Genomic DNA, 22,087 nt, shown 5'->3' on the forward strand with positions numbered 1-22,087 from the left:
TTTTCAATAATATCGGAGGAATACCCAAGTCTGGCTGAAGGGATCGGTCTTGAAAACCGACAGGCGGGTCAAACCGCGCGGGGGTTCGAATCCCTCTTCCTCCTCCATTTTAAATTTTCATTGATACATAGAAAATAAAAAATTATATGGTCCGGTAGTTCAGCTGGTTAGAATGCCTGCCTGTCACGCAGGAGGTCGCGGGTTCGAGTCCCGTCCGGACCGCCACTTTTTAAATGAATAATTATTTGTTATGGGTCGGTAGCTCAGTTGGTAGAGCATTAGATTGAAGCTCTAAGTGTCGGCAGTTCGATTCTGTCCCGACCCACCATAACAATACGCCGGTGTAGCTCAGTTGGTAGAGCAACTGACTTGTAATCAGTAGGTCGAGGGTTCGACTCCTTTCGCCGGCATTTTTTGGAGGGGTAGCGAAGAGGCTAAACGCGGCGGACTGTAAATCCGCTCCTTCGGGTTCGGCAGTTCGAATCTGCCCCCCTCCACCATATATGGGCCTATAGCTCAGCTGGTTAGAGCGCACGCCTGATAAGCGTGAGGTCGATGGTTCGAGTCCATTTAGGCCCACCATTACATTATGTGATTCCGAAGTAGCTCAGTTGGTAGCAGCATCTGACTGTTAATCAGAGGGTCGCAGGTTCGAGTCCTGCCTTCGGAGCCATAGAAGGCCCCTTGGTCAAGCGGTTAAGACACCGCCCTTTCACGGCGGTAACACGGGTTCGAATCCCGTAGGGGTCATAATAAAAAAACTCTTGGAAAATTTCCAAGAGTTTTTATTTTGCACTTTTTAAGCATAAGGTATTCCTTAATCCTAGGCGGGCTTTATATACGTGTTATCGTAGTTCTATAGTGAAGTGCTCATTTACTTGTTTAGTGCTTCCAATTCTATTAAAACTTTTTTAAATTGAAGCTCTGCATCTAGAATGATATGTTGCAAATCTTTTGTGATATTGTTTACCTGTTTTGTTTCAATTCTAATATGATCCACATTCATATTAACTTGATTTATAAATTCTGCTACATTATTCGCTAGCTTGCGTACCTCTTCTGCCACAATACTAAAACCCTTTCCTTGGTCTCCTGCACGTGCAGCTTCAATGGCTGCATTTAATGCTAATATGTTTGTTTTCGTGGCTATGCTTCTCATTAATTGAGATACTTCACTTATTAATTGAGTCTGTTTAGTTAGTGATTGCAAAGCATCCATCTTGGATTCAGTGTTTTCCGTAACAGCTTTTACTAAGTTAGTTGGAATCTCTTTTAATTGGCGGGTGGTAGAGATAGTTTTATTTTCCCGTTCTGTAATATCAGTTGCAATCTTTAAGATACCTTCTATTTCAACGGCCTTGTTTAGGACAGGAATATAGGTAGCTTCAAGCCATACAGTTTTTCCATATTTATTAATACGTTCAATTTTTTCTTGAAATCGAACACCTTGCTTTAGATTTTCCCATAATACAATGTATTCTTTGCTGCTTGAAAATTCATGTGTACAGAATTGTTCGTGTTTCATGTTTAACATTTCATTAGCTGTATAATTCAGTGTGTTTGCAAAGTTTTCATTTGCCCAGATGACTTCTCGATTCAGGTTAAATTCCACCATTGCTAAATTTTTTTCAAGCGCCAACAATACAAATTCCTCATTTAATATTTGAGAGCTGCCTGTTATAAGGTTAGTTTTAATGTTCTTTTTCCTCTCATTATATGTATTTCCTTTTTCCTATTTTAAAAAGAATTAAGTGTAATTATACCATTAGACTAATTCCTTTGATATATATTTCTTTGTAGAAAAAGGTAATAATAATTAAAGAACCAATAAAAAAGCATCCCTTATAAAAGGGATGCTGGAAATTCAATAGGTAAGCCACTTTTGCCGTAATTTTAAATATCGAAAGTTTTAAACCACCACTCCTCAAAGTGGGTGTTCGCAGAGCATTTCATGTTCGTCCACATCAAAATGGATGCGGCATACCAGTCCGTACTCAATTAAAACTCCCTATTACAGCTTAAAGGTTAAAACTTCATATTATTACGTACAATGTAGCTTGTATTGATATATTACTACTAATTAAATTTGAATTCAAGAAAGAAAGCTTGAGTAATTAATAAGCCGCCTTTGCCGTAATTTTAAATATCGAAAGTTTTAAACCACCACTCCTCAAAGTGGGTGTTCGCAGAGCATTTCATGTTCGTCCACTTCAAAATGGATGCGGCATACCAGTCCGTACTCAATTAAAACTCCCTATTACAGCTTAAAGGTTAAAACTTCATATTATTACGTACAACGCAGCTTGTATTCATATAATACTCCCCTTGAAGGCAATCTGCAAGAGAGAACACCTATGAAATTTTTGGGAAAATAAATCTTATTTTTCTTCATTGTATAGAAGAAAATAAAAAAGCATATGCCTATGATTCAGGCCTAAGCTTCAGAAAGAACATGTTGGGTAAGCGTAGTAATATCGATTGGCGTCTTCTCAGAAACTACGTCTGCCAAGATGACATTTTTAAAGTACTTTACACATGTAGGAAGAGGAATTTTCAATAACTTTGTTAATGCTTCCTCATACATGCTGACAAATTCCTTATCGGTGTTTCCTCTTTTCAACTCAGAGAAAGCTTCATAGAAGAGATCGAGCTTATCCGCAAATTCTAGCAATAGTCCTTCAAGCGTTGAATCTTTTCCTTCTTTCATGCGATCAAAGAATATTTCTTGGAATTCCTCAGGGATTTCGTGAAGAATGAATTTTTCCATCATTTTTTCTTCTACATGTGAAATCATCTGTTTTAATTCTGGTGATGCGTGTTTGACAGGGGTCTTAATATCACCAATGAAGACTTCCGCAAAGTCATGGTTAATCGTTTTTTCATAAAGTGACTTCCAATCAACTGTAGCCCCCTCCATTTCCTCTAGGGTACCGAAAAACATGGCGTATTGGGATACTTTCCAGGAATGTGCTGCCACGTTATGCTCTTCAAACTTAAAACGTCCTGGACACCGAATAATTCTTTCTAAATCCGTTAAACTTGTAAAAAATCTATGAATGCCTATATTAATCACTTCCTTGAAAATAGTATATGCCTTGCTGAAAAAATGTGAACATAAAAATGCGTATCAGGGTTTACAACAATCAGTGCAATAAAGCACATCAGAGAAAAATTTTGTAGTTTCACCCTTATTATAGTCGGAAAAATAAAAGTTATCCGGTTATTTACGGAAACGTAAACAGATCTTTATTTTGTATTTACATATTCGCTGTTATTCATATATTTCATTATGAATGAACTCATATTTATCCATTTGAAAACTATTACAATAAAGAAGTTTCACCTTTTTGTTGATTGCATGTCTAGTCAATTTCTATTAAGGTAAAAGTAATAAATAGATAGAAAAGGAAGCAGAAGATATGCTGTATTCAACTGGCGTTTTTATCCATGTATTAAGTGCAATATTATCAATCGGCCCATTCTTTGTCCTTTTACCTATGCTTAAGAAAATGAAGACTGCTCTAATACATGAAGAAATGGTTGCCTATGTAGCAACGTTCCAGATAGCCATTCGTGTCGTTAAGCATGCGGGCCATGTTTTAATCATATCAGGAATATACTTGCTCTGGCGTAGTGGTTATTCGATTGCAACGCCATTTATAGCCGCTACAATTGGACTTTTGGTTGTATCGCTCTTTTTTCTAGCGAAAGCATTCAAACCGACAATGCGCACATTTAATACTCCAGAATATGACCAACAACAATTTGTTGGTAAGCTAAAAAGAGCTACATGGATCTACGTAATTCTATTAACCTTAATGCTATGGTTCATGGTGACAAAACCTGTTTTATGGTGATTCATCGATGGCTCGATGAATCAATAGAAGAATTACTAATAATCCTACTTCTATAATGTGAGATTAATGAAAATAGGTGAAAAATATGAGATTAATGAGAATCGCTCTGATCCTGCTTGCTGTTATTCTGATCTTCTTCGGATGGACAGCATATAAAGAAAAAGGACAGAAGGAGCGCATCAATGAAATTATTAATAAACAGCAATATGTTAATGAAATAGAAGTAAAAGATCCTAACAAAGGTAAAATCATTTGGACCACAAAGTCTGAAGCAAACCAATTCAAAGAGCAATACCCTTTAAGCCATATTGAAAACCTCAAAAAAGAAAATCGAAATCAATTTGCTGAAAAACCGGATTATACTATTATTTATAAAGCAAAAGGCAAAGAACTATACAAGGTGGAGATCCTTCATCTTTTAGATAATAATAAAGTTAGCAAAGAAATGAATTCTTTTATATTCCATGCGAATGATGAAGAATATATTATTTATTGGGCAGAACAGCAAAAAGTATTCGAGCAATCGTCTAATACACAAAAATTGCTTGAACGTATTCAGAAAAAGTAAATGCTTAGTAGATGCATTGTAAGATAAATAATTGCCCAAGAAATAATCCATATGAGTAAATGTTATAATAGAAGGAGTTTAAGACAAGGAGTGTTCCTGTGACAAAGTGGTATAGTGTTTTCCCTAAAAATCCAATTCTTAGCGGATTGGCGTGGCTCTGCCTTTGTTTTATTCCATTCTATATGATTTTTGATACATCACAAAAGCTAGAAAGCTCTATTGCAATTGCTATTCTACTTTTATATCTTATCTGTTTTCGGTTTGCCTATACTGCGACGAATGGACTTCTTTATTTGTGGATAGCTTTTGGCATGGCCATTAATGCGGTAATGACCGTTTTATTTGGATATATCTATTTTGCATTCTTCACGGCGTTTTCAATCGGCAAAATTCATCATACGGTAGGATTTTATATCATGTATGGTTTGCATATTGCGTTGACGGTAGGCTCTGTTATTGGCGGCTTCTTTATAGAAACAGATGTATTCATTCAAGAACTTCCTCTTATTGTCGTTATCTTGTTTAGTGCAATAATGGGTCCCTTCTATTTATATAGCGAAAGTAAAAGCAAGAGGCTCCAAGGTGCGCTACAGACGGCTAATGCTAGGATTTCTGAGTTGAGTATATATGAAGAGAGGCAGCGGATTGCAAGAGACCTGCATGATACATTAGGACAAAAACTATCTATGATTGGTTTGAAAAGCGATTTGGCTGTACGTTTAGTGCAAAAGGATCCCAATGCGGCGATTCAGGAATTGAATGATATACGTCAAACATCCTCTATTGCATTGAAAGAGGTTCGTGAAATGGTCTCCAACATGAAAAATGTAAAACTGCAGGAGGAAATGCAACACGTCCAGCAAATCTTAAAAGCTGCGGATATTAGACTAAAAGTGGAAGGTAATCCTCAGTTTGATGCTATACCAACGATGTTAAGCAATTCGTTAAGCATGTGTCTGAAGGAAGCAGTAAATAATATTGTACGACATAGTCAAGCAACAGAGTGCTCAGTCGCTATTAGTCAAACTTCAGATATGATTGAGTTGGTTGTAAAAGATAATGGAATTGGCATTAAAAAAGGTGTAAAGAGAAATACAGGTAATGGGTTAAACGGTTTAAAGGAACGTGTGGAGTTTGTGAATGGCGAGTTAGAGGTCAAAGATAATGATGGTACATTTATAAAAATCACTGTGCCTATTGTTAGGCCGCCAACAGAATAGCTCAAGTATCACATGAGATACTTGAGCTATTTAACATACATATGACTGAAATGTGAGTTTTATTTATTCAACTAGTCAAAAACATTAAAAATTTTCTTTTTAAAGATAAAATTCATGAAAAAGAAAAGGATATATTGTTTTAATGTCGAATTGTAAATAGTAAGAAAATTAAAAAATATAAAGGGGTTGGGTGGAAATGAATCAAGAAAATCAAAGAGCGATACAAGATGATTACCCAGATGACTTTGCTTGGTGCTATGGATGCGGACGTAATAATAATGAAGGAATTCATGTAAAGACATATTGGGAGGGTGACCAAACGGTTTCTTCTGTTCTTCCGGATAAAAAGTATACAGCTTTACCAGGCTTTGTGTACGGGGGTTTTTTAGCTTCATTTGTGGACTGCCATGGCACTGGTTCGGCATCATTAGCGTTGCATCGAAAAAAAGGCCATCAACCGGGCGACGGTGTCGAAGCGCCTCGTTTTGTCACAGCTTCTTTGCATGTTGATTATTTCAAACCCACACCTCAAGGTATTACCTTAAAGGCAACTTCAGAAGTGGAAGAAATCCATCCGAAAAAATTCAGGGTGAAAACCCAAATTCACGCAGGCGACCAACATGTGGCGAACGGAGAAGTAGTAGCAGTCGTAATGCCAGATACTTTTATAAAAGATAAAGATTAATATAAAAAGAAAACTTCATAATAGAGGGGAAGAGAAAAATGTTTAATCCACAAGACTTCGGAGAAAAATTAAAAGAATTGCGTATTCATAATGGGTACTCCATGCTGTCGTTAGGAAAAGCAATCGGCACATCTGCAAGCCGTATTAAAAGCTGGGAGATGGGTGAAAGTGTACCTTCCGCAAGCTGGATTGTGAAGCTGAGCAATATATTGCAAGTATCAGCAGATGAATTGTTGTTAAATATGCTTGAGGAACATGCACCTAAAGCAGATAAGCCATTTCCTAAAAAGAGGAACGTCATTTTAAATGATTTGAATATATTGCTGCATGAGCTAGATAAAAAAGATCTGTGGGAACTCTATACACTAGCTGAGTTAAAGGCTATGCAAAAAGAAGTAACACTATAACTTGATCTTACTCTAAAAATGCTGTGTTTAAGTTATGTCCCTGTGAATCTTCTATTAAAGAACTTTCTTCTTATATAACTATTTCTAGAGGGCTTGAATGGAAATATACCAGTTCAGAAAAGATATTGGTAAAAAAAACACAAAATTCGACTCAGATTTTATTCTGTCATGTGTTGCATAAACCCAGAGCTTATCTCAAATTGTGTGTATGTATCTTGAGAAGAATGGTAAGATTGGATATCATCAAGCTGTTGTACCTCAGTTATTTTTAGTTGTAAACGGTGAAGGTGTTGTTCGGGGGAATTCAGAGGAAGAGATAAGGGTTAATAGTGGAGATGCTGTCTTTTGGAATAAGGGAGAATGGCACGAAACCAAAACCGAAACAGGATTAACGGCTATCGTGATAGAGTGTGAAGCATTAGACATTTCATCATTAATAGCTCTATAGAAGGATAGCTGACGAGTATTTTAAAAGAGCGGGAGTAAAGAAGGGGTGGCAGTTACCACTCCTTTTTCTTTTGTATTTTAAAAGAAAAAGGGTAGTTTATTGGATATTTATAGAAATTAATACTTCACCTTAAATATAAAAGGATGTATTCTTCGACTTTCTTTGTAATATTTCAGCGTAAAATGCTTCGTTTTTCATCAATTTTGCCTCATTTTAACCCAATTTCAAATAATATTTTATATTTTTTCTATGTTTTTATCTGTTCCTTCATTTTTATAAGTTGAATTAACAGTATTTTAACCCTCTTTTTTCCATGATCTTTCATCCTATACATGCCAACTATTCGACGTATAATTTTAAAAAAATTAAATTGTTCATGTATAAATAGTCAGATAATTGGGAAAGAATGTAACACGATTGTTACAGCGCCAACATCTTTTAGCAATAGTTATGACATATGGGCGTGGTAAAGTTATTCGTGTTAGTACAAAGGAGGTCGTTTTTGAACGATGAAAAAATATTTAATTGCACTAGCAGGTGTATTCGCATTAGGAACTGCAGCTTTAACTACTCAAGCGTCAGCTGCTAGTTACAAAGTGGAAAAAGGAGATACACTTTGGAGCATCTCACAAGATGAAGACGTATCCGTAAAGGATCTAAAAAAGTTGAACAATCTATCTTCTGATATTATTGTTCCAAAACAAAAATTAAATACTGGTAAGAATGAAGAAAAGTCATATAAAATAAAAAAAGGCGACACATTATATAAAATCGCAACTGAAAAAGGTGTTTCTGTTGGAGATTTAAAAGCAATTAATGGACTTGCCGGAGATACTATTTATGTGGGACAAACTCTTGCATTAACTGGAGAAAAAGCAAAAGTAGAAGCTGCCTCTACACAACAAGTAGAACCAAAAGCAGCTAACCCTGTTGCAGCAGCTCCAGCAAAACCTGCTGCCCAACAACAACCAGCTACACAACCATCATCAGGTAAAACAATGACTGTGACAGCAACAGCATATACACCTAATTGTGCTGGTTGTTCTGGTGTAACTGCCACAGGCGTTAATGTAAAAGCAAATCCACATATGAAACTAATCGCAGTTGACCCAAGTGTCATTCCGCTTGGTTCAAAAGTGTGGGTTGAAGGATATGGTACAGCTATTGCAGCCGATACAGGTGGCGCAATTAAGGGACACAAAATTGACCTATTAATGCCAAACAATAGCCAAGCGAATAGCTGGGGCGTACGTACAGTAACAATAAAAGTATTGAATTAGTATTCAAATTCAACAATAGGTAATCAAAGAAAACGTTCGTAATGCAACCCGCATTATGAGCGTTTTTTTTTTAGATGGTTTACAATAGGGGTATCAAAAAACGGATGGGTGTAGATCAAAATTAATAAGACTAAACTTCTCCAATGGGTTAAAGTGGTTTTGCCAATATTATTAATGGTTTTTGCCATTCATGAGATCGCTAAAATTATAGGGAATGTAGATCGCCATGAAATAGCTGTTCAAATAGAAAATTTAGATATTCGAACAGTTGCTTTTACTGCCTTGTTATCTCTAGTGCTCGTTTTTCCTATGTTCTTTTATGATTACTTTATTGTTAAAAAGTTAAAATTGAATAGACCATTACGAAAATTAATGAAAGAGTCACTAATTATTAATTCATTTTCGAATTTAATAGGATTTGGTGGGTTAGTCGGCGTTTTGCTGCGTACGCATTATTTCAAGAAGAAAGAAGTTGACAACACCTCTTTCTTTAAAACGATTGCCTCGGTCACGCTCTTTTATTTGGCGGGCCTTTCCCTGTTTACTTGGATATTGCCTTTATTCTACTGGGATTTTCCTCTTTTCAAAGAGCATAAAATCGTTGTTTTTGCAGCAGGTTTAATTGGTTTATATTTACCTTTTCTCATTATTAAAGCTATCATACAGTTACTTTCAAAGAAGACAACCAAAAAGCACGTACTATCTGATGTATTACTGGTTTGCGTTTCAACCTTAGAGTGGCTCGGTGCTTTTACTTTTATTGTCGTGCTTATCCATCTTTTAAAAATACCAATCAGTATAGAATCTGTTATTCCTATCTTTGTTGTTGCGTCATGTGCCGGCATTGTCAGTATGATTCCTGGTGGGCTAGGTTCATTTGATTTGGTTTTTATATGGGGAGCCCAAGCTCTTCAAATACCGGAAGAATCGATTCTAATCCTATTGCTCTTTTATCGAGTAGGCTATTATGTTATTCCTTTTTTGGCAGGGCTGTTACTCTTTGTACGAGAGTTGTGGGGAAAGTTCAATGTGAGCTTTAATGCCATTCCAAGGTTTTTCCTTGAAAAAACCAGCCATATACTTGCCACAGCGTTTGTATTCCTAGCTGGCCTTATTTTGCTGGTATCTTCTGTAGCGCCGAGAGCTATAGAAAGCATTCGCTATGCAAAGGAGCTAATGTCTTTTCCAATAGTCAATATTTCTCACCAATTGGCGGTGGCGACAGGCTTTGTGCTGCTGGCATTATCAAACGGCATATCGTATAAAGACAAAAATTCATATCGCATGACAGTGTTTGTATTGTTATTCGCTTCAGCACTTTTTATTGTGAAAGGTATCCAGTATAAGCAGGCCTTATTTATGTTGTTTGTAGCTGGGCTTTTGTTTTTGTCACGGGGCCGCTTCTATCGAGAGAGCTACATTGTAACGTGGGGTAGAAGCATATTAAATACTTTCATTATTTTGGCTATTTTACTGCTTTATATTGTTATTGGATTATTCGCATATCCAACGATAAAATATTCAATGCCGCAAAAGCTACAACCATTTTTTATCACAGATTCTAGCGATTTATGGAAAAGTGCTTTTATGGGTTTGATTGTTGTACTTATTGTAGTAGTCTGCGAAGTGTCATTGCGCAAATTAACGCAGTTTAAAAAAATATCTTCGCGCGAATATGAAGAAGAAATCTTTATCCATTTGAATAAATATGGAGGAAAAGAGTTATCGCATCTTATTTTCTTGCATGATAAGTATGTCTATTGGAATTCGAAAAAGACGGTCCTCTTTCCTTATCAGGTAGTCGCAAATAAACTAGTTGTGCTGGGCGATTTAGTTGGAGAGAAAGCAGATTTCAGAGAAGCCATTGAAGAATTTATCACGTTTGCTGACCGGTATGGTTATACGCCCATTTTTTATGAAGTAAGTGATTCATTCGTCCCTTACTTGCATGGTTTTGGCTATCTTTTCTTTAAGTTCGGGGATGAAGGGTATATTGATTTAAAAACGCCATTACCCGACTCAAATGGGTTGCGGAAGATAGAAGACACATTTAAGAAGAAGGGGTGCCATTTTGAAATATGGCCTCCACCTCATTCAGAGGATGAACTGAAGCAGCTTCGCCAAATATCAGATGAATGGTTAAATAATCGTAAAGAAAAAGGCTTTTCGCTAGGCTATTTCAATGAATCGTATCTCCAATATACGCCGGTTGCTGTTGTAAAAAGAAATCAACATGAAATTGTAGCCTTCGCAAATTTAATTCCGCTTTATGACCAAGAGCAGACAGTTACAATCGACTTAATACGTTTTAAAAAAGACTTTTTGCCTGAGCATATTTTAGACTACTTATTTTTAAATATCTTTCTGGCAAGTGAACAACAAGAATTTAAGCGTATAAATGTGGGGATGACACCTCTTTCACATGTAGGAATTTCACGATTTGCCGGTATAAGCGAAAAAATCGCAACGCGCATTGTTGTTGAAGGTGAGGGCTATTATAGTTCTCCTGCCATCCAGCGTATTAAAGAGACATATATTAACGAGTGGGAAACTAAATATGTTGCCTATCGCAAAAAGACATCATTGCCTTTTACTATTCTGCAAATCATGATGTTGATAGGTGATAATAATTTTTCAAATATGAGAATGCAAGTAACCGAAGTGAAGCAATCAAGAAAGAGAACATAGCATTTTGCGCTATGTTCTCTTTTTTCTTATTTTCTTATTTTAAATACTTGATTATAAATTGTATCTATTGTAAGATATAAAAAATCAGAAAATTCAACTAAAATAAGGAGTGTACAGATGAACCCATCTAGATTTGAAACGTATTTATTAGACGAAGAAAAGGAAGAGACAATGGAAAGTACTACAAACGAAGAAATGATTCCTCTTGAAGAACTAACACAGTTTCCTGCAGGTTTTTTCAGCGAATTATAATCAATACAACATGCCTACGCAGCCAAATCTATGGCTGTTTTTTTATTTGTAATCTAATCCGAAAAGGATAATGGCTTTGAAAACATTGGCTAATGCAGTATGATGAAAAAACGAGGTGATGGATAAATGGCAATTGATGAACAAATTTTAGAATGGTTTCATTACTTTCATGAACATCCAGAGGTGAGTTGGAAGGAACATGGAACTACCCGAAAAATTAGTAGTATTTTAGATGAATTACATATCCCTTACCGGGAATTTAAGGATATTCCTGGGCTTGTAGCTGAGATAGGCGAAGGAGACGAAGTAGTGGCAGTACGTGCAGATATTGATGCACTGTGGCAAGAGGTAGATGGTGAATGGAGAGCAAACCACTCTTGCGGCCATGATGCCAATATCTCAATGGTGCTCGGTGCATTGTTGCATTTAAAAGATGCCCCGTTACAGCACAAAGTACGTTTTATCTTCCAGCCTGCTGAAGAACAGGGAAACGGAGCGGTTGCTGCTTATGAACATGGCGCAGTAGATGATGTGTCACATCTCTTCGGCGTACATTTGCGCCCAATCGAAGAATTAGCATTAGGTATGGCATCACCTGCAATTCACCATGGCTCTGCAATCTTTTTAGAAGGCGAAATAAGAGGGGTTGATGCACATGGTGCTCGCCCACATCAAGGAAATAATGCAATTGATGTAATTATGGCGATTCATCAAATGGCAAAAAATATTTACATATCGCCATTTGAACCTCATTCTGTAAAGCTGACGAAAATGATAGCAGATGGCGGAAGTATAAATATCATTCCTGGTTCAGCAAGTTTTTCAATGGATATTCGAGCACAAAAGAATACGGTGCTGGAAGAAATCCAAGAAAAAGTAGAGCATGGATTGGCTAGCTTAGCTAAGCAATTCAACATTTCGTTGAATTGGAAATGGATTGACTTCACGCCAGGCGCAGAAGTGTCTAACGAAGCTGCAGATATGGCGGAAGCAGCAATTGTCGAAGCATTGGGTACAGAACATTTGGCACCACATGTCATTACACCTGGCAGTGATGATTTCCACTTTTATACGATTAAAAAACCAGAATTAAAGGCAACCATGATTGGTATTGGTGCTGACCTTGCACCAGGTTTACACCATCCACACATGTCGTTTAATCATAAAGCTCTATTCGACGGGGCGAAGGTGCTCGCAACTGTATTAGAGAAAAAAACTCAGAGCATTAACTTATAAAAAAGACCGGTTTGACATTATGCCAAACCGGTCTAATCTTATTAGGAATACGTAGAAAAATTAAGTTCATAAACAGCACGCGGTCTCCCTTGCTGATATAGCATTTCTTCACCTACCACGACAGCATAGCCATGGTCCACTAGCTTTTTTAAAATCCTTTCCGTTGTTCTTCGTGTGACCTGCAGGTAATCCGTCAAATCCTGTGCTGTGAACTGAAGGGACTTCCTAGATGTACTGAAGGCCATGATTTTTGAAATGTTTTGCGGACTTAGCTTTGTTTCTTTCGCCATTTGGAGCACATAAGGATCCTTTGTCTTGAGTGCTAGCTTTATCATTTCAGGATGAGGATATTGAATAAGTTCCTTTTCCTCATTCATGATTAGTATGGTATTATGCTCTGCAAATTGTAGTGCTTGCCTAGCATTTTGCTTTGCTTCTCGAATAGATGTTCCATAGCCAAAGGTAAGCTTTGCTGTAGTTGAGCTTGAATGGAATGCCTGTTCAAGCAAGCTGTACTGAAGAGCGTTGTAAAGATGTCCATACGTTGTAAATACTTCGAAATGATAGTCATCAATCTTTTGGTATGTAGCATGAATAGTAGATGTGATTTGCTGTAAGAGCAATTGATTTTCCTTTTCTTGCTCTTTGAATGCCATAATGCCCACTACAGCTTTTGCTGATTCAGATTTCAGCATTTTGGAAAGTGACTTGGTTTGTTTCAAATGTTGGATGATTGTACTGTTCGGATCCTGCATACGGATGGCTGGTATACCTGCTGAAACTAGATCATCATATATTTGATGTATACTTGTAATAATGAATTTTGCTTTTCCTTTATGCCATAATTGTTGATGTGCTTCTTTAATTTGTTCAAATGATGATTCCAGCTCAATTTCCTGTATAAAAGGCGGTTCGCCAGAATAATGAATATCATTTAACACATGGCGGACATCTTTTGCATTCATGACATCAATAGAAATATCAGAAATGGGTACCCTATAGTTAGACAGAACAGAGAGAAGAGATGTTGAAATAGCTGCTTCATCCTGTTTTAAATACGTCCAGGGAATAGGCCAGTCATGCAGCAATGGTTTAGCATATAAGTAAGGAAGAGTGCCTGATAATAATAAGGCATCACAAGGTTTAACTTGTTTCATTAGATTGGGTGTTTCATTTGGCGCCTGATAGATGTAAAATTCTAATTGGATATTAGATACTTCTTGAGCAATCGATTCTAACCTTTCACGAAAGGCAGAGGAACAAATCACAGCAATTTTAATGGGCATTGTACCGGTTCCTTTCTTTTTGCCTATTTAGCGACAGTTTAACGACAATATATCAAGGAGTCAAATAAATGTAAAGGGAAAGGGAGAAAAAAATGAAAATCACGAAAATAGATATTTATGCTATACATTTACCGTTAATCGAGCCATTTGTTATCAGCTATGATACATACGATACAATGCCATCCATTATCACTAAAATCACAACTGATGAAGGGATTGTCGGTTACGGAGAAGCAGTGCCAGATGAGCATGTAACAGGTGAAACATGGGAAGGTGCCTATATGATGTTGAAACATCAATTAGCACCAGCTGTCATAGGCCAAGATCCGCTTTGCTTTGAAAAGATCCATGATCTTATGGACAAGACGGTATATCTTGCACCTGCTGCTAAAGCTGCCATTGATATTGCTTGCTTTGATATTGCAGGAAAAAAACTGCAAGTGCCTGTTTATCAACTTATTGGTGGACGCTATCATGAGAAGTTTCCTATCACTCACGTTTTAAGTATCGGCTCGCCTGAGAAAATGGCACAAGAAGCAGCAGAACGCGTAGAAATGGGCTATCATTCCTTCAAAATGAAGGTCGGTACGGAAGTGATGAAGGATGTAGAGCGCATTAAAGCGGTTCGCGAGCGAGTAGGCGATGCTATTGATATTCGTGTCGATGTCAACCAAGGCTGGCATAATGCGGCCACAACACTTAAAGGATTACGAGCGCTTCGCAAGATGAATTTAGATTGGCTTGAACAACCGGTCGATGCAGATGATATAGATGCCATGGTCGAGGTAAAAGCAAAAAGCGATGTTCCCTTGATGATTGATGAAGGTTTGCATGGAATGAAAGAAATGCGTGAAATTATAGCTAAACGCGCAGCAGACAAAGTGAATATCAAGTTGATGAAATGTGGAGGCATCTATCCAGCTATGAAGCTTGCCCATATGGCAGAAATGGCGGGGATTGAGTGCCAAATTGGCTCCATGGTTGAATCTTCGGTCGGTTCTGCGGCTGGCTTCCATGTTGCTTTTTCGAAGAAAGTCTTTAAAAGCGTGGAATTGACAGGTCCGCTTAAGTTTTCAAAGGATATCGGTAACCTGCACTATGACGTGCCATTCATTTCCTTAAATGAAAAAAGCGGTTTAGGTGTAGATGTAGATGAAAGCATCATCAAAGAGCTCTGCCAATTTTCATGTAGTGTCGATGGAAAGGAAGAGGGCAATGAATGATATTGCAAAAGGAACGATTGGCGGGAATGTGTATCATGCAAGCATTTTAACTGCTGACCATTTGCCGGCAATCATGGCTTTGCAAGAAGAAGTAATTGGAGCCTTAACAGATCGTGATTCTCTGCAACCACTAAGCGAAGAAGAGATTATCCACATTTTTAACGGAAATGGCCTCATGATCGGTATTTTTATTGCTGATGAATTAATCGCTTTTCGTGCTGTGCTTTTGCCGGAGGTTGATGAGGAACATTTAGGACTAGACTGTGGTATCCCACAAGAACAGCTTTCACGTGTGCTTTATCAGGAAATTTCTAATGTCTCACCTCGCTATCGTGGATTAGGTCTACAAAAGAAAATGGCGTCTATTATTATGGATCAAATTGATTTAAGCCTTTACGATTATGTATGTGCAACAGTCAAACCTCTCAATATCCCTAGCTTAAAAGATAAATTCTCGCAGGGATTCCATGTGGCTGGATTGAAGGAAAAGTACGGTGGCAAACTGCGCTACATTTTTTTAAAAAACCTAAAAGAAAATGTTCCGAGCTTTACTCAAGAACAGGAAACGGCGATGACAGATACTTTAGGACAACAGCGGTTAATTAAGGCAGGATTTATTGGAACACATATGCTTCAAAGAGACGGTCAGTGGATTGTTGTCTATAGAAAGTAAAAAAAGCAAGCGGAGAACTATTCTCTGCTTGCTCTTCTATTCTCAGGATGTCCAGGATCCATTGTATTTGTCATCAAGCTCTTCTTCTTTTAACTCAAGTGCTTGTGATTCTGCTGGAATAGGATCAACTGTCTGCATATCTTCATGCAAATCATAGATACTAATGTTCTCGGAATCCAGCATGTCTGGCCGATCTTTATAGGGAAGATCAACAAATATTTTTTTGTTTTCAGGTAACGAATCCTTTTTCATTGCTCACACCTACCTTTTGTAGGTTAGTGTGTGTGCGTTGCATATTATTATGCACCCATGAATGTTTCATAAAGTAGATAAAGGTTTAATAATACGACAATGGCTGCAACGATCCAACCGATAAAAGTAGTGATTTTATGATTTACAAGGCCACCCATTATTTTTTTATCACTTGTGAACTTAATGAGTGGTATAAGTGCGAATGCAATACCAAAGGACAAGATAACCTGGCTCCATACTAAAGCCTTGGTGGCGTTTGCGCCGAACCCAATAATTAATAATGGCGGCAACATCGTAATAAAGCGTCTTAGATAAATTGGTATATGCTTCTTAATAAAGCCTTGCATTACCACGTCTCCAGAGAGTGTACCGACGGAGGAGCTAGCGAGCCCTGCGATTAATAAACCTAAGCCGAATGAAATGGCAGCTGTTGGCCCAAGCATGTCATGGAGCGAGTTGAAGGCTACATCCAAGTCTTCAACATTCATTCCTTTAGTATGGAATACGGCTGCTGCAATGATAAGCATACTCATATTAATTGCCCCGGCAATAATCATAGCGATCACAATATCAATGAATTCAAATTTAAAGATCTTTCGTTTTTGTTCATCATCTTTTCCAACCACGCGATGCTGTGTTAGAGACGAATGTAAATAAATAGCATGTGGCATAACAGTAGCGCCTAGTATGCCAGTAGCCAGAAGAATCGAATTAACTCCGTCAAACTTAGGAATGAATCCTGCTGCTAACGCTCCTCCACTTGGATGGGCAAGGAATGTTTGAAAGGCAAATGCCAATACAACCATCATGACCATCGCTGAAACACCTGCTTCAAAAGCTCTTACGCCGCGTCGTTGTAATTCAAGGATGGCGAATGAACCTACTGCTGTAATAAGTGCAGCTGGCAACATAGGTATATCAAATAATAAATATAAGCCAAGCGCAGCCCCGATAAATTCTGCTAAGTCAGTAGCCATAATAACAAGCTCAGCTTGAATCCATAACAGTATAGAAGTAGATTTTTTAAATTTTTCCCGTGCAATTTCCGGCAAGTTTTTCCCTGTAGCAATTCCTAATTTAGCTGAGAGAGATTGAATTAAGACAGCCATTAGATTTGAAAAAGCAATGACCCATAAAAGAAGATAGCCATATTCAGATCCTGCGGTAATATTCGTAGCGAAGTTGCCTGGGTCAATATAGGCGACAGCCGCTATAAAAGCAGGCCCTAGAAAAGGCAAAATATTTCTGATGCCATGGGATTTGCCATTTAATACATCATCGGCGGTCGGGAAAGCCATTTTTGTTTTTCTATTTCTCATATTTTTCCCCTTCACTTAAAATTGTTGTTGTAGAAATAAAGTTTCCCTAAGGCAAATTTTATAGTGTAAAGTGTACCTTACATTTAATGAAAAGTAAAGCCTGGATTCTTTTCTATTTTAGAAAGATTCCATTTAATCTGTGTAGGCATTTACCTGGATTCATAGAATTTTTTTGAATGGTCACTAAACAATATTCAATTGCCACTTGTTGATTATTATAAACATTGTCATGTTACCAATAAAAAAGCCCAAAGGAATCCTGTTTCCTTTGGGCTTGAGTCTATTACGCTCTTAATTTTGGTTTTTGCTCATGTTTAGCATTTGCCGCCTGTACTAGAATATTTTCTTTTTTCTTTAATAGCATCGTATAGTAGCTATGCAGTGACATACCAATGATAATGGCGATTATCCCAAACAGCGCAAGTGGGGTGGGGAGCGGAATACCTAAGAGCAAAATTTCTCCAATGATGACGAATATAATCTCTGTTGATTGAGTAGCTTCGACAGCCGCTAGCTTGCCTTGATCATGATGAACGCGGTCAGTCGCAATAAAAAATAGCACAGTCGCAATAACCCCTGAGCTGATGCCGACAATCAATGACTGAATCAATTGGCTCATAGATGGAAGGCCAACTGTAAATAGTGCATAGACGGCCATCACAATCCAAGCGGGCATAGAAGCGATCGTCATTCCCAGCACACGTTGGAACGTATCTAGTCTTCCCTGGCAAAGATCCATCATCTTACGGTTGCCAAGTGGATAGGCAAATGCCGCAACGATAACCGGGAGTATGCTCAACAATAACTGTGATGTAGAGACATTTTGACTACTAGGTATTTGAATTAAAATAATGCCTATCACGATAATGCTTGAGATAAGAAGTGAAGTGACGGGGACCTTTTGACGTATGGGACGCCCGTCAATATAATTCACAAAGAATGGCGCAAGCAGCACCCCTGCTATGATTGTAAACTGCCATGTACCGGACACAAGCCACCCTGGCCCATATGCCGCAGCGAATGTAAGCGGAGCATAAAAAAGGACAAAGCCGACAAAGCTCCAGCCTAACCATGGCAAGGGCTTTGCTTTCATTTCTTTCGTAAGAACGGGCATGCCTTTGCGAGCAGACACGATGATCAAGAGAAAAGGGAGCATGAAGAAATAGCGCAAAGACGAACTCCACAGAAAACTCCCGCCTTCTAATTCCATCGAATGATTTAATATAAAGGTCACGGCAAAAAATAAAGAAGCCAAAATACCAAGTGCTATTTCTTTCATCTCTCCACCTCTTTTCAATTATGCTTTTTGTTCAAATAATTGGACAATCTCGATAATGACATTTGTTGCTTTGACCATAGTTTCTGCAGATACATATTCAAATTTACCGTGCATATTTTCTCCACCTGCAAAGATATTAGGTGTTGGGAGTCCCATGTATGATAACTGAGAACCATCAGTACCACCACGGACAGGGGAGATTAATGGCTTGATGTCCAAGTTTTTCATTGCTTTCTCTGCGATATCTACAATCTCTTTTACAGGCAAGATTTTTTCTGCCATATTGTAGTATTGATCATTCATTTCTACGGTAATAGCTTCTTCGCCGTATTCTGCTTGGATTTTCTTCTCCGCGTCTTTCATAGAAGCTTTCTTCATTTCAAATGCTTCGCGGTCATGGTCTCGAATAATATATGAAAGAGTAGTATTTTCTACATCTCCATCAAAACGCATTAAATGAATAAAGCCTTCACGATCCTCTGTTTTTTCAGGAACAGCCTCTTTTGGCATCAATTCTTGGAATTTAATCGCCATAGTAATCGCGTTGACCATTTTATCTTTAGCTGAACCTGGGTGTACACTTGTACCGCGTGTTTTAACTTTAACGCCTGCTGCATTGAAGCTTTCATATTGAAGCTCGCCTAATGGGCCGCCGTCCATTGTATAAGCGTAAGTCGCATTGAAGCGTTCTACGTCAAACTTATGCGGGCCACGGCCAATTTCCTCGTCAGGTGTAAAGCCGACACGGATCTTGCCATGTTTGATTTCCGGATGTTGAATGAGATATTCCATAGCTGTCATGATTTCGACAATACCAGCTTTGTCATCAGCACCAAGTAATGTAGTGCCGTCTGTTGTAATTAATGTTTGGCCAACATAGTTTGATAGCTCAGGTGAATTTTTTGGTGAAAGGACAACCTTTTCATTTAATTGAATATCGCCGCCATCATAGTTGTCATGACGTTGCGGATTCACATTCGTACCTGTATAATCTGTCGCTGTGTCCACATGTGCTAAAAATCCGATGGTGGGAATTTCTTTTTCTGTGTTGGCAGGCAATGTAGCAAACAAGTAGCCAAACTCATCCACTGATACTTCTTCCATACCGATTTCCTTTAATTCGCTTTCTAATACACGAAGTAAATCCCACTGTTTTTCAGTAGATGGTGTAGTTGGGCTTTCTTCGTTTGATTGTGTATCAATTTTGGCATAGCGAATCAATCGCTCAATAACTGTTTCTTTCATTGTGTGAATCCTCCTTAAATTTTAAGCATTGCTATAATTCTAACACTTTCTTTAGTTGTGCGAAATATTTTCAGAAAAGAGGAGAGAGAAAATAATTGAAATAGTTAGCTATACTAACTTTATATAAGCTTAATAGAAGGTTACAATAATTAACAAATAGATTCATGAACATATTGCATTATATGGTATACCAGTTGGATTTTTATTATTAGGTTTTTTATTTATCATAATAGGGGCTAATGGAGAAGGGTTGCCGAGTTTTTTTCTAGGCCACCTGGTGTGATGGAATGGTCAATTTCTAATAATGCTATCAAAGCTTTTAATTTTGTTCCCACAGCTTTAGGAATTACTTTTTTGATTTTGTTTGTTAGCACCTTTTCAATTTCATTTTATACATGGCAAAAGAATGTGTTGAGGGATATCGATAATGAAACGGAAAAGGGATAGCAAACAGCTATCCCTTGCATTTTTAATTCACAAATTTCGTGTGAAGATAAAACTCGTAGTTTGCGATTTTTTCTTTTAGTAACCTGAATTCTTCGAGGTGAAGTTATCAAAAAAGGTATGGTCATCACGTGACAATGGTTTTTCAGCTGGCCCTTCAATTACTTCGCCGGTATAAGTGAATCTGGAACCATGGCAAGGGCAATCCCAAGATCGTTGGCCGTTGTTCCATTCAACCTCGCATCCTAAGTGAGTACAGGTTGTATCAACAATATGCAATTCTCCTTCTGTATCCCTATAAGCGCCTTTTCTTTGGCCGTTGATCGTGATAACGCCGCCTTCATTTTTCTTTATATCTTCTAACGATTTAGTAGTTATGCCAAATTTCCCTTTCATAAACTGCCCAGCAACATTCACATTTTGAGCTAAGAGATTTTTTAAGCTTGGATTTGCATAAAACCGTGATGGTGAATATAAGTCCTGATACTTACTTCCTTTATTTACAATGACATCACGGAATAGAAGGGCAGCAGCTGTTCCGTTCGTCATTCCCCACTTTCTAAAACCTGTGGCAATTAATATATTAGGATCATTGCTTGTGAGATTACCGATATAAGGCAACTTATCTAGTGTTATTAAGTCCTGAGCAGTCCATCGGTAGGCGATACTTTCAAGCCCAAGAGCATGTTCCGTAAAGTCTTCTAATGCTTTGTAGCGTTCTAGTATGTCCCCGCCTTGACCGGTTTTATGGTCCTCACCAAGAACAAGCACGTATTCCTCTTTGTTAATGGTTGCTGAGCGCAGAGAACGTGATGGCATCTCAGCGCTAATATACATACCGCCCGGATACTTGTTCTTTACTTTTGTAGCAAGTACATACGAGCTACTTGCATGCATTCTTGCTGAGTAGAGTCCCATGCCCTCATAAAAAGGGAAGTGGGTGCAAATAAGCACATGTTTAGCTGTAATGCTATGATTCTCGCGGGTTAAAACCTTTGGCTGTTCCTTTGTCTCTATGTTGACAGCTGTTGTATTTTCAAAGATTTGGCCGCCTTTTTCTGTAATGTGTTGTAGAAGATGTGCCAAGTACTTTAATGGATGAAATTGTGCCTGGTCTTTCATTACAATCCCGTTCTGTATATCGATATTAAAAGGAATGCTATTCACCAATTCGCCATTGATGCCAAGCTTTTCATAAGCCTCAGCTTCTTTCTTTACTTTCATTGCATATTCTTCCGTGACCGCATAAACGTAGGCATCCTGTTTAGAGAAATCACAATCAATGCGATGCTCACTAATTGTATTTTCGATGAAATGCAGTGCTTCTGCATTTGCTTCATAATAAAGCTTTGCCTTATTCTCACCGATATTCCTGATAAATTCATCATAAATTAAACCATGCTGAGCTGAGATTTTTGCAGTTGTATTCCCTGTGGTTCCATTGAGCACATGGTCTGCCTCGATTATAGCAACCTTTAAACCTTCGTTAACTAATAGAAAAGCAGAAGTAAGCCCGGCGATACCACCACCTACTATAACGACATCAACATTAATGTCTTCTTCTAAACGCGGAAATGTGGGCAACTTTACAGAGTCTATCCAATAAGATTGAGTGTTTTCTGGAAGCTTTCCATATTTTTCTGGCATTATTTATCCTCCAATTACCTTTTTTAAAAGAATTCCCGAATTGGAGGATAATTATACCAATCTAGTTGAACTATTTAA

The 22,087-nt window shown here is 37.9% G+C and carries 20 protein-coding genes, 8 tRNA genes, 2 other RNA genes and 1 pseudogene; 20 read left to right on the forward strand and 11 right to left on the reverse strand.

The annotated features are described in order from the left end of the window. Positions 1 to 14 precede the first annotated feature (14 nt). The 8 genes from AC6CHJ_RS00005 (at position 15) to AC6CHJ_RS00040 (ending at position 750) form a co-directional block, all read left to right on the forward strand. Positions 15 to 107: transfer RNA gene (locus tag AC6CHJ_RS00005), tRNA-Ser, on the forward strand. Positions 108 to 148: 41 nt separating this feature from the next. Next, positions 149 to 225: transfer RNA gene (locus tag AC6CHJ_RS00010), tRNA-Asp, on the forward strand. A 27-nt stretch (positions 226 to 252) separates the two neighbouring features. Continuing rightward, a tRNA-Phe gene (locus AC6CHJ_RS00015) sits at positions 253 to 328 on the forward strand. 9 nt (positions 329 to 337) lie between these two features. Next, positions 338 to 410: transfer RNA gene (locus AC6CHJ_RS00020), tRNA-Thr, on the forward strand. Positions 411 to 416: 6 nt separating this feature from the next. After that, a tRNA-Tyr gene (locus tag AC6CHJ_RS00025) sits at positions 417 to 500 on the forward strand. A 5-nt stretch (positions 501 to 505) separates the two neighbouring features. After that, positions 506 to 582, forward strand: a tRNA-Ile gene (locus AC6CHJ_RS00030). A 14-nt stretch (positions 583 to 596) separates the two neighbouring features. Then, positions 597 to 673: transfer RNA gene (locus AC6CHJ_RS00035), tRNA-Asn, on the forward strand. A gap of 5 nt (positions 674 to 678) precedes the next feature. Then, positions 679 to 750: transfer RNA gene (locus AC6CHJ_RS00040), tRNA-Glu, on the forward strand. Positions 751 to 874: 124 nt separating this feature from the next. On the opposite strand, the gene AC6CHJ_RS00045 is transcribed toward AC6CHJ_RS00040, so the two are convergent. The 5 genes and pseudogenes from AC6CHJ_RS00045 to AC6CHJ_RS00065 form a co-directional block, all read right to left on the reverse strand. Then, positions 875 to 1,219, reverse strand: a complete 345-nt coding sequence (locus AC6CHJ_RS00045) for a methyl-accepting chemotaxis protein (RefSeq protein ID WP_371859440.1) — start codon at positions 1,217 to 1,219, stop codon at positions 875 to 877. Between the two features lie 93 nt (positions 1,220 to 1,312). Continuing rightward, positions 1,313 to 1,642 (reverse strand): annotated as a pseudogene (locus tag AC6CHJ_RS00050) (PAS domain-containing protein); the annotation flags it as partial. Between the two features lie 227 nt (positions 1,643 to 1,869). After that, positions 1,870 to 2,062, reverse strand: a non-coding RNA gene (gene ssrS, locus AC6CHJ_RS00055) — 6S RNA. A gap of 53 nt (positions 2,063 to 2,115) precedes the next feature. After that, positions 2,116 to 2,308, reverse strand: a non-coding RNA gene (gene ssrS, locus AC6CHJ_RS00060) — 6S RNA. A 126-nt stretch (positions 2,309 to 2,434) separates the two neighbouring features. Continuing rightward, complete coding sequence (locus AC6CHJ_RS00065; protein WP_184117536.1) at positions 2,435 to 3,073, reverse strand: YfbR-like 5'-deoxynucleotidase; 639 nt, start codon at positions 3,071 to 3,073, stop codon at positions 2,435 to 2,437. Positions 3,074 to 3,419: 346 nt separating this feature from the next. On the opposite strand from AC6CHJ_RS00065, the gene AC6CHJ_RS00070 reads away from it, so the two are divergent. From AC6CHJ_RS00070 to AC6CHJ_RS00115, 10 genes are all read left to right on the forward strand, one after another. Then, positions 3,420 to 3,857 carry a hypothetical protein gene (locus AC6CHJ_RS00070; RefSeq protein WP_147195674.1) on the forward strand — a complete coding sequence of 146 codons (438 nt, stop codon included), beginning with the start codon at positions 3,420 to 3,422 and terminating at the stop codon, positions 3,855 to 3,857. An 85-nt stretch (positions 3,858 to 3,942) separates the two neighbouring features. Continuing rightward, entirely contained in the window at positions 3,943 to 4,425 is a 483-nt protein-coding gene (locus tag AC6CHJ_RS00075) for a hypothetical protein (protein WP_498286942.1), read from the forward strand. 98 nt (positions 4,426 to 4,523) lie between these two features. Then, positions 4,524 to 5,645 carry a sensor histidine kinase gene (locus AC6CHJ_RS00080; protein WP_244946669.1) on the forward strand — a complete coding sequence of 374 codons (1,122 nt, stop codon included), beginning with the start codon at positions 4,524 to 4,526 and terminating at the stop codon, positions 5,643 to 5,645. A 196-nt stretch (positions 5,646 to 5,841) separates the two neighbouring features. Further along, positions 5,842 to 6,330: a PaaI family thioesterase gene (locus AC6CHJ_RS00085; RefSeq protein WP_392995586.1), complete on the forward strand. Its 489-nt coding sequence runs from the start codon at positions 5,842 to 5,844 to the stop codon at positions 6,328 to 6,330. A gap of 38 nt (positions 6,331 to 6,368) precedes the next feature. Continuing rightward, complete coding sequence (locus tag AC6CHJ_RS00090; RefSeq protein ID WP_066791447.1) at positions 6,369 to 6,737, forward strand: helix-turn-helix domain-containing protein; 369 nt, start codon at positions 6,369 to 6,371, stop codon at positions 6,735 to 6,737. 208 nt (positions 6,738 to 6,945) lie between these two features. Beyond that, on the forward strand, positions 6,946 to 7,185 hold the full coding sequence (locus AC6CHJ_RS00095) for a cupin domain-containing protein (RefSeq protein WP_392995584.1): 240 nt from the start codon (positions 6,946 to 6,948) through the stop codon (positions 7,183 to 7,185). 509 nt (positions 7,186 to 7,694) lie between these two features. After that, positions 7,695 to 8,465 (forward strand): 3D domain-containing protein, encoded by a 771-nt coding sequence (locus tag AC6CHJ_RS00100; RefSeq protein WP_147195665.1) that lies wholly within the window; start codon positions 7,695 to 7,697, stop codon positions 8,463 to 8,465. 153 nt (positions 8,466 to 8,618) lie between these two features. After that, positions 8,619 to 11,153 (forward strand): bifunctional lysylphosphatidylglycerol flippase/synthetase MprF, encoded by a 2,535-nt coding sequence (gene mprF / locus AC6CHJ_RS00105; protein ID WP_280524620.1) that lies wholly within the window; start codon positions 8,619 to 8,621, stop codon positions 11,151 to 11,153. Between the two features lie 117 nt (positions 11,154 to 11,270). Beyond that, on the forward strand, positions 11,271 to 11,405 hold the full coding sequence (locus tag AC6CHJ_RS00110) for a hypothetical protein (RefSeq protein ID WP_255475973.1): 135 nt from the start codon (positions 11,271 to 11,273) through the stop codon (positions 11,403 to 11,405). Positions 11,406 to 11,531: 126 nt separating this feature from the next. Beyond that, entirely contained in the window at positions 11,532 to 12,641 is a 1,110-nt protein-coding gene (locus AC6CHJ_RS00115) for an amidohydrolase (protein ID WP_147195661.1), read from the forward strand. Positions 12,642 to 12,682: 41 nt separating this feature from the next. Here AC6CHJ_RS00115 and AC6CHJ_RS00120 read toward each other — a convergent pair whose 3' ends face one another. Continuing rightward, positions 12,683 to 13,927, reverse strand: coding sequence for a hypothetical protein (locus tag AC6CHJ_RS00120; RefSeq protein ID WP_498286945.1), 1,245 nt, complete (start codon positions 13,925 to 13,927; stop codon positions 12,683 to 12,685). Between the two features lie 92 nt (positions 13,928 to 14,019). Between AC6CHJ_RS00120 and AC6CHJ_RS00125 the strand changes: the two genes are divergently transcribed. Beyond that, positions 14,020 to 15,150 carry a mandelate racemase/muconate lactonizing enzyme family protein gene (locus tag AC6CHJ_RS00125; protein ID WP_147195657.1) on the forward strand — a complete coding sequence of 377 codons (1,131 nt, stop codon included), beginning with the start codon at positions 14,020 to 14,022 and terminating at the stop codon, positions 15,148 to 15,150. Then, complete coding sequence (locus AC6CHJ_RS00130; protein WP_184117535.1) at positions 15,143 to 15,823, forward strand: GNAT family N-acetyltransferase; 681 nt, start codon at positions 15,143 to 15,145, stop codon at positions 15,821 to 15,823. Before AC6CHJ_RS00125 ends, AC6CHJ_RS00130 begins: the two co-directional genes overlap by 8 nt. A 42-nt stretch (positions 15,824 to 15,865) precedes the next feature. Here AC6CHJ_RS00130 and AC6CHJ_RS00135 read toward each other — a convergent pair whose 3' ends face one another. From AC6CHJ_RS00135 to AC6CHJ_RS00155, 5 genes are all read right to left on the reverse strand, one after another. After that, positions 15,866 to 16,075, reverse strand: coding sequence for a YczO family protein (locus AC6CHJ_RS00135; protein WP_066791465.1), 210 nt, complete (start codon positions 16,073 to 16,075; stop codon positions 15,866 to 15,868). 47 nt (positions 16,076 to 16,122) lie between these two features. Further along, positions 16,123 to 17,373 (reverse strand): Nramp family divalent metal transporter, encoded by a 1,251-nt coding sequence (locus AC6CHJ_RS00140; RefSeq protein WP_249775959.1) that lies wholly within the window; start codon positions 17,371 to 17,373, stop codon positions 16,123 to 16,125. Positions 17,374 to 17,677: 304 nt separating this feature from the next. Further along, a complete protein-coding gene (locus tag AC6CHJ_RS00145; RefSeq protein WP_498286947.1) occupies positions 17,678 to 18,673 on the reverse strand; it encodes a DMT family transporter in 996 nt (331 codons plus the stop codon). Positions 18,674 to 18,691: 18 nt separating this feature from the next. Beyond that, a complete protein-coding gene (pepT, locus tag AC6CHJ_RS00150) occupies positions 18,692 to 19,918 on the reverse strand; it encodes a peptidase T (protein ID WP_249775183.1) in 1,227 nt (408 codons plus the stop codon). Between the two features lie 522 nt (positions 19,919 to 20,440). Further along, positions 20,441 to 22,009, reverse strand: a complete 1,569-nt coding sequence (locus AC6CHJ_RS00155; protein ID WP_498286949.1) for an FAD-dependent oxidoreductase — start codon at positions 22,007 to 22,009, stop codon at positions 20,441 to 20,443. Between the last annotated feature and the right edge of the window lie 78 nt (positions 22,010 to 22,087).

It is taken from the genome of Rummeliibacillus sp. GQ308, from assembly GCF_059759115.1.

What these genes read in the sequence shown, in the direction of transcription:
- AC6CHJ_RS00045 (WP_371859440.1), bottom strand. Translation starts at nt 1,219, where the DNA reads ATGGATGCTTTGCAATCACTAACTAAACAGACTCAATTAATAAGTGAA.
- AC6CHJ_RS00070 (WP_147195674.1), top strand. Translation starts at nt 3,420, where the DNA reads ATGCTGTATTCAACTGGCGTTTTTATCCATGTATTAAGTGCAATATTA.
- AC6CHJ_RS00075 (WP_498286942.1), top strand. Translation starts at nt 3,943, where the DNA reads ATGAGATTAATGAGAATCGCTCTGATCCTGCTTGCTGTTATTCTGATC.
- AC6CHJ_RS00085 (WP_392995586.1), top strand. Translation starts at nt 5,842, where the DNA reads ATGAATCAAGAAAATCAAAGAGCGATACAAGATGATTACCCAGATGAC.
- AC6CHJ_RS00090 (WP_066791447.1), top strand. Translation starts at nt 6,369, where the DNA reads ATGTTTAATCCACAAGACTTCGGAGAAAAATTAAAAGAATTGCGTATT.
- AC6CHJ_RS00095 (WP_392995584.1), top strand. Translation starts at nt 6,946, where the DNA reads ATGTATCTTGAGAAGAATGGTAAGATTGGATATCATCAAGCTGTTGTA.
- AC6CHJ_RS00100 (WP_147195665.1), top strand. Translation starts at nt 7,695, where the DNA reads ATGAAAAAATATTTAATTGCACTAGCAGGTGTATTCGCATTAGGAACT.
- AC6CHJ_RS00110 (WP_255475973.1), top strand. Translation starts at nt 11,271, where the DNA reads ATGAACCCATCTAGATTTGAAACGTATTTATTAGACGAAGAAAAGGAA.
- AC6CHJ_RS00115 (WP_147195661.1), top strand. Translation starts at nt 11,532, where the DNA reads ATGGCAATTGATGAACAAATTTTAGAATGGTTTCATTACTTTCATGAA.
- AC6CHJ_RS00120 (WP_498286945.1), bottom strand. Translation starts at nt 13,927, where the DNA reads ATGCCCATTAAAATTGCTGTGATTTGTTCCTCTGCCTTTCGTGAAAGG.
- AC6CHJ_RS00125 (WP_147195657.1), top strand. Translation starts at nt 14,020, where the DNA reads ATGAAAATCACGAAAATAGATATTTATGCTATACATTTACCGTTAATC.
- AC6CHJ_RS00130 (WP_184117535.1), top strand. Translation starts at nt 15,143, where the DNA reads ATGAATGATATTGCAAAAGGAACGATTGGCGGGAATGTGTATCATGCA.
- AC6CHJ_RS00135 (WP_066791465.1), bottom strand. Translation starts at nt 16,075, where the DNA reads ATGAAAAAGGATTCGTTACCTGAAAACAAAAAAATATTTGTTGATCTT.
- AC6CHJ_RS00140 (WP_249775959.1), bottom strand. Translation starts at nt 17,373, where the DNA reads ATGGCTTTCCCGACCGCCGATGATGTATTAAATGGCAAATCCCATGGC.
- AC6CHJ_RS00145 (WP_498286947.1), bottom strand. Translation starts at nt 18,673, where the DNA reads ATGAAAGAAATAGCACTTGGTATTTTGGCTTCTTTATTTTTTGCCGTG.
- pepT (WP_249775183.1), bottom strand. Translation starts at nt 19,918, where the DNA reads ATGAAAGAAACAGTTATTGAGCGATTGATTCGCTATGCCAAAATTGAT.
- AC6CHJ_RS00155 (WP_498286949.1), bottom strand. Translation starts at nt 22,009, where the DNA reads ATGCCAGAAAAATATGGAAAGCTTCCAGAAAACACTCAATCTTATTGG.